4 protein-coding genes are annotated in these 6225 nt (G+C 34.8%); 3 read left to right on the forward strand and 1 reads right to left on the reverse strand.

Annotation, left to right across the window (positions count from 1 at the left end; translation table 11 throughout):
• Positions 1-680: 680 nt before the first annotated feature.
• Positions 681-2378 (reverse strand): ArnT family glycosyltransferase, encoded by a 1698-nt coding sequence (locus tag F6K22_RS27745; protein ID WP_293105526.1) that lies wholly within the window; start codon positions 2376-2378, stop codon positions 681-683.
• 1223 nt (positions 2379-3601) lie between these two features.
• Between F6K22_RS27745 and F6K22_RS27750 the strand changes: the two genes are divergently transcribed.
• The 3 genes from F6K22_RS27750 to F6K22_RS27760 form a co-directional block, all read left to right on the forward strand.
• Positions 3602-5158, forward strand: a complete 1557-nt coding sequence (locus tag F6K22_RS27750) for a TolB-like translocation protein (protein WP_293105530.1) — start codon at positions 3602-3604, stop codon at positions 5156-5158.
• A 6-nt stretch (positions 5159-5164) separates the two neighbouring features.
• Positions 5165-5404 (forward strand): hypothetical protein, encoded by a 240-nt coding sequence (locus F6K22_RS27755; RefSeq protein WP_293105533.1) that lies wholly within the window; start codon positions 5165-5167, stop codon positions 5402-5404.
• Positions 5405-5976: 572 nt separating this feature from the next.
• On the forward strand, positions 5977-6225 hold a 249-nt coding region (locus F6K22_RS27760; protein WP_293105536.1), incomplete at its 3' end, for a hypothetical protein.

Here is a 6225-nt window from a genome sequence, read left to right on the forward strand (position 1 = left end):
TTTTAACTCAAATAAGCATTGCTTTTCTTCAGAAGTTAGACGAACTTTTAGGGGAGAAGGCATTGTTAGCAATTTCAGGTTTTTAGGTACTTTTATATTTTACCTTTATTTATGCCCACCTACTTATCAATTGGCAATTATCAATTAGTAAAGAGGCTTTCAATCTCTGGGAATTAATTAGGGTTTGCGGAAAAAGTCTTATGGGTTCGGGTAGGAGTCAGGAGTCAGGAGTCAGGAGGAATGGGGAATTTATAGGAGACAGGAGGAAAAATCATCCCTTAATTTTTCAGCCAATAGTCAACCCAAAATCCTAACTTTTTGAGCTCCCAAAATGCGAAAACCTTGTACTTTTTCAAGACCTAAAAAGTCTAAAATATTTATCTGTAAATGCTTTTAGATTTAATCAGCAAGCCCTAATGATAAATTATTAATTATGAACTATTAATTATTAATTATCAATGTACTTTTTCCAGACCTAAAAAGTCTAAAACCTTTATCTGTAAATGGTTTTAGATTTAATCAGCAAGCCCTAATGATCGATTATTAATTATGAACTATTAATTATTAATTATCAATGTACTTTTTCCAGACCTAAAAAGTCTAAAACCTTTATCTGTAAATGCTTTTAGATTTAATCAGCAAGCCCTAATGATAAATTATTAATTATTAACTATTAATTATTAATTATCAATGCCTTCTCTTGTCACTAACGCCCATCCTTTGACATTATTCAAAACCTGAAAATTCTCGAGGGGGAGATTATTTAAAGTTGATGCTTCAACTAATAGATAAGGTTGAGGTATATCTTGCCATTTTTGTTGAATTTTTTGTGGTCCAATACGCTTAATTAGGCGATCGCTATAAAAATTTAAAGAGGGGCGGTCTCTGGTATCAAAAGAATAAATAATCTGACCGGGGGGTGTATTTTTCTGAATCATTTCTCCGACTGGTTTAACAGGATAGTCTTCTTCCAATTCCCATATCCAATGAGGGGAGCTAACAAACATTAGCAATGAAAGATATGTTCCCCAAATTAAGATTGACAAAAACTGATGGTTTTGTTCGTTTAATAGTAGAGTTGTCATTGTCATTGTTAAAGCAACAGCTACAGAAATTAACTGTAAGTCTAAATTAGGTTTTGCTAAATTTGACTCACCTAGATGAAAAGCACCACCAAAGTAAACACAAGCAATCCAAGCAATTAAAGCTAGTAGTGCAAATAAAGCTACTAACAAACGATGATAAACAGTGGGAATACCCCAGAGATGTTTTGCACTATCTTTTTGAGTTGGGAGATATCCATCGCTTGGAAACCAAAAGTATCCTAAATCTAATGGAAATTGATGCCAAATTTCTGTTAAATAACTACCTACTGCTAAAGCAAAAGCTGGATAAATAGGTAAGACATACCAGGGGAGTTTAGTATTCATTAATGAAATAGCTAATAAATAGACTCCACTCCAAACTAAAACTAATTTTCCCCAAGTAAAATTACGATTTTTCCAACTTAAATATAATCCTGGCAACCAGAATAATTGCCACGGGAAACTATACTCAATAATTTCTAATAAATAATACCAAATAGGTCCATCGTGACTACCTACAGGTTGCCAAATACGTTTGAGAGATTGATGGAAAAAGTTGGCATGGAAAAATTCAACACCGTAATGGAAAAATTGAGCTGTGTACCATAGAAAAACTGGCAGCATACCAAGTAAGATGCCACCCCAAAAATATTTACAACTTAATAGTCGGGGAGTATCCCACAAGAGAAAGAAAAAAGCGATCGCTCCTAAAAGTAATCCTAAAATAATTCCTTTGCTGAGGGAAACTAAGGCAAAACTAATTCCGATGGCGAGAGAATAGCGGAGGTTGTGGCGCGACCGTAATACACACCAAATCATCAACACAAAAAAACAAACTACCGCTCCATCCAACATTGCTAAACGTCCATGTCGTACTACTGGCAACAAAGTTAAATAAACCAAAGCAGTAAAAATTGCTGGGGTGCGTAGGCGAAATAATTCTCGACTAACGCAATAAATTAAGGGTACGGAAAATGCGGTTAATAAAGCGGGAGATAAACGTGCAGTTAATTCACTGACTCCTGCAATACTATAGACAAAAGCGATCGACCAATGTATTAATGGTGGTTTATTAAAATAGGGGGTATTGTTAATAGTAGGATAAAGCCAATTCCACTTTTCTCGGCTAATTTCTCTAGCTACTTGGGCAACTATTCCTTCATCCCAATCTCGTAAAGGTAATGTTCCTAAATTAGCAGAAAAAAGTATCACTGCTGCTAATAGCAAAGTTAGTATTAGCAGTAAATCTATATGGGAATGTAAATTTTTCTTGGTCAATATTTTGTTAAGCATCTAATTATCTTAAAAACCAATTTTTATATTTAAAAACGTTACTTAATCAGCTCTTAATACCAATTTTACAAATAGATAGGGGATTTTTTAGGGGTCAGTAGTCAGGAGTCAGGAGTCATAATGAATAGCTTTGATGCTATTTATTATTTTATAACTTATCTTTTTAGTCTAATAGACATTTCCGGTGAATTATTTTTATTGCCCTTATTATTCGTAACATTCTTTTTTTTAACTGGTATTAATACCAGGACTTAGGCAAACTGGTAGATAATACGCTATCTGTAGGGGGCAAATGCCATTTGCCCCCTACTATACCATTTCACAGAATTCAGAATTCAGAATTCAGAATTCTGAAGTTAGATTGGATAGGCTAAAAATTTTGACAAGAGAAAGGTTGAGGCAATTATTTGACATTTAAAGTTTGAAACTATTTGTGACATCTTTAAAGTGAATTGGTATAGATATGGCGGTTCTGCGTAAGTCCTGAATACTTAAGAATTAAATTGTTGAATACAGCGGTTTTTTATGGGTAGACCATAGTAGGAGCGATTCGCGTTTCCAGAGCATTCCGTAGGAAATCTCCCCTACAAGGTTTTGATTGTGAAATGAGGTCATCTATCTGAAAAGTAATTTTATTAATTGATAATGGAGAATGGATCGTTACCTCTTTAACAATTGATAATGAACAATGGATAATTAGACATCTGGTGAAAAAGATATAGACTTTTTTTCAGAGTAGGGAACAGGGAACACTTAACTGGGAACACTTAACTGGGAACAGGTAATAGATTTTTAGGAAAAAGGTACGAAAGAGAATTTTTGAGGAATTTTTACAACTATATATCATGCTAAATAAAGGGCAATTTTATTTTCTGGAGATGTCTATTAGTTTTGAGCATAATTATCAATTATCAATTATCGATTATTAGGAAATGCTTTAAATCTAGGTTCGATTAATTATTAATTATTAGGAGAGGCAATAAAGCCGGATTGATTAATTATCAATTATCTATTATCCATTGGTAAATATAGCATTATTTTCGGGAATTGGTATTAGATCGCCTATTATTTATGGCTATTCAACTAGACATGATATGATACTAAATTAAGTTGTTATACTCTAAAAAGCTCATACTTGGACTTTTGTACATATAATCTTAGTAAAGTAGATTTGCTATGATATAAAATCCTGGTGTTATCTATAGAGTTTAAGGGTAAAATTTATGGTAAATTTCAGCCAAAAAATTAATCATCTATTTCGCGAAGCTCAAGACATTATTTTACAGGAATTACGACAACCTCTTGACCGAGTTGCTATTAGTTTAATTATCGCTTTAAGTTTGTTAATTTGTCTACTATTTTTAGGTGGAGGCAATACCGCTCCAAAAGTTAGAGATTTTAGTTGGCAAGATAAAAATATAGGAGCTGAAGATACAGCTTTTATCCTAAATTTTAATCGACCAATGAATCATGCTACTGTTGAGAAAAACTTAAAAATTGAACCACCTTTACCAGGAAAAGTGAGTTGGGCAGGTCGAAGAATGGCTTATACTATTTTAGAACCTGCTCCTTATGGCAATCAATATACATTAAAATTATCTGAGGCAAAAGAAAGGTTTTATGGACTAGATCAAGGGCAGGTAATGCAGCCTTTTCAAGGTTCATTTCAAAGTCGCGATCGCGCATTTGCTTATATAGGTTTTAAAGGTGAAGAAAAAGGTAGGTTAGTATTAATTAATTTGACTAAAGAGCAGCAGTCAATATTGCTCACTCCTCAAAATCTAGAGGTATTAGATTTTAAGTTTTTTCCGGAGGGAAAAAAGATTTTATTTTCAGGAGTTGAAAAGCAAAATGAAGTTCCAAGTCTTTTAGAACAAAAAATATATACTGTGACAACTGGTATTAATTCTGAATCCCCTAGAGAAAAACGAGATTCTACAGAAGCTCTGGGTAAAATTGAAAAAGTTCTCGATAATTCAGAATACCAAAACTTGAAATTTGACCTATCTCCTGATGGTAAAATAATTATAATTCAACGGGTAAATAGAAAAGATGTATTGGATGCAGGTCCCTGGGTATTAGAATTAGGAAAAGAAGCAAGACCACTAACAAATAAGGATGGAATAATTCAAAAAGGTGGAGATTTTTTAATTACGCCAGATAGCAAGAGCTTAGTAATTTTACAAGGGAAAGGAACTTCTATTTTGCCAATAAATCCAGAAACAGATTCAGGAGATTTAATATTTTTACCAAAGTTTGGAACGGTATTGAGTTTTGCTGACGATGGTTCGATGGCAACAATGGTAAAATATAATCAAGATGGTACAAGGTCTCTATATATTGTGACTAATCAAGGTGAGGAGAGAGAGATATTACGGACTCGTCCTTATGGCAATATTCTTAGTGCAGAATTTGACCAGACTAAAAGTATTTTATATTGCTTATTAACCCAAGTAGTAGAAAATGTAGAAGAATATCAGGAAAAACCTTATATTGCAGCATTTGATATTAAAAGAAATTTTTTAAGACCCTTAGTTATTTTGCCAAACCAACGGGAAGTTAATCTGGATTTATCACCAGATGGTTTAGCATTATTATTTGACCAAATGGTGACCATCTCAAACAAAGATAAAGAACAAGAAAATACCAAAAAAACCAGACAAATTAGTCGTCTATGGATGTTACCTTTAGACTCGAAAATTCCAGAAGATGGTTCTCCATGGAAACTGCAACCAGAGGAATTACCTCTAACTGGTTTTAATCCTAAGTGGGCACCTTAGTGGGGAGTGTGGGGAGTGTGGGGAGTGTGGGAAATGTGGGGAGTGTGGGAAGTGTGGGGAGTGTGGGAAGTGTGGGGAGTGTGGGGAGTGTGGGAAATGTGGGGAGTGTGGGAAGTGTGGGAAGTGTGGGGAGTGTGGGGAGTGTGGGAAGTGTGGAGAGATAGAATTTTGTCTGGTCATCTATACCAACTTTTTGAACTTCAAGCACCGAAAACCCTAGCACTTTTTTCGACTCCAAAAAGGTAGTTGCCTTTATCTATAAATACTTTGAGATTTAATCAGCAAAACCTATTTACTTGCCAACTTAATTTTTTGAGAATATTACTACTTGTAAGTAAGTAGGTGAAAAAATTTACAAGTATGTCCGAAGCGACTGGAACGGAGTGGAACGAAGCAATCTCAAGAGTTTTAGCTACTTTAACATTTCGTTACATAGTAACCTTTATTCGCGCCTACCTACTTACCGAAAAATAAAGGTATAAACTCTCTCCATTCATGGAAAAAAAGCGGTCGTTTAGCTAACGCACAACTTCGTTAACGCTTCGCGACATGAATTGCTCGCAGTCCGTTAGGATGGGATGGCGAGGTCTCCGTTCCCTCCGGGACGCTACGCGTTTTGCTCCGCAACATGTAAAGTGAAGCTTTGCGAAGCGCAAACGCTTGCCTCCAATCAACCAAGAGAGCGGTCGGAAAGCGGAGCATGACCTAGGATGGGATGAAGAAAAAAAATCCTTTTAGCCAATCCTCAATGTTATAAGAAGAGGTAATAATTAATTATTGAAGCCATACCATTACTATAGAATTTAATCTGACAATAAATGCTAAATTTACAACCATTCACTATCAACAAACTAATAACTCTGCAATACATTCCCAGCAGAGTTCCATTTCATCTATCTCCAGATGGCAAGTATCTAGCAATAACTCTAGAGTCTGCAGAACGAGATTTTCCCTCTTCCATGAATACTCAAGAAAATAGTATTCCCCAAAACTTAGCAGCAAGTCAGGTCAAAATTATTGACACAACTAATGGTAATGTTGTCACACCATTTGGTAACAGCAAAAGA

Source organism: Okeania sp. SIO2F4 (assembly GCF_010672385.1).
In the GTDB taxonomy this organism is placed as follows: Bacteria; Cyanobacteriota; Cyanobacteriia; order Cyanobacteriales; family Microcoleaceae; genus Trichodesmium.

Coding starts and splice junctions, on each gene's coding strand:
- F6K22_RS27750 (WP_293105530.1), top strand. CDS start 3,602: ATGGTAAATTTCAGCCAAAAAATTAATCATCTATTTCGCGAAGCTCAA.
- F6K22_RS27745 (WP_293105526.1), bottom strand. CDS start 2,378: ATGCTTAACAAAATATTGACCAAGAAAAATTTACATTCCCATATAGAT.